General features: G+C 38.6%; 1 pseudogene. It reads left to right on the forward strand.

The features are described 5' to 3' along the window. A pseudogene (gene sat / locus SB658_RS27070) lies at positions 1-241 on the forward strand (sulfate adenylyltransferase); the annotation flags it as partial.

Here is a 241-nt window from a genome sequence, read left to right on the forward strand (position 1 = left end):
GGCATATAGCCCACTTACTGGTTTTTTAGGAAAGAAAGATTATGATTCGGTCGTAGAAACGCTTCGCTTAGCAAACGGGAGCGTATGGAGTATACCGATTACATTACCAGTAACAGAAGAAGTAGCAGAGAGTCTGAAAGCTGGAGAGGAAGTAAAACTTGTTAATGCTGAAAATGTATATGGTGTCATTCAAATAGAAGATATTTTTGTACCTGACAAGGAAAAAGAAGCGTTACTTGTG

Source organism: Bacillus sp. SIMBA_008 (assembly GCF_046535495.1).
GTDB classification, from domain to species: domain Bacteria; phylum Bacillota; class Bacilli; order Bacillales; family Bacillaceae; genus Bacillus; species Bacillus subtilis.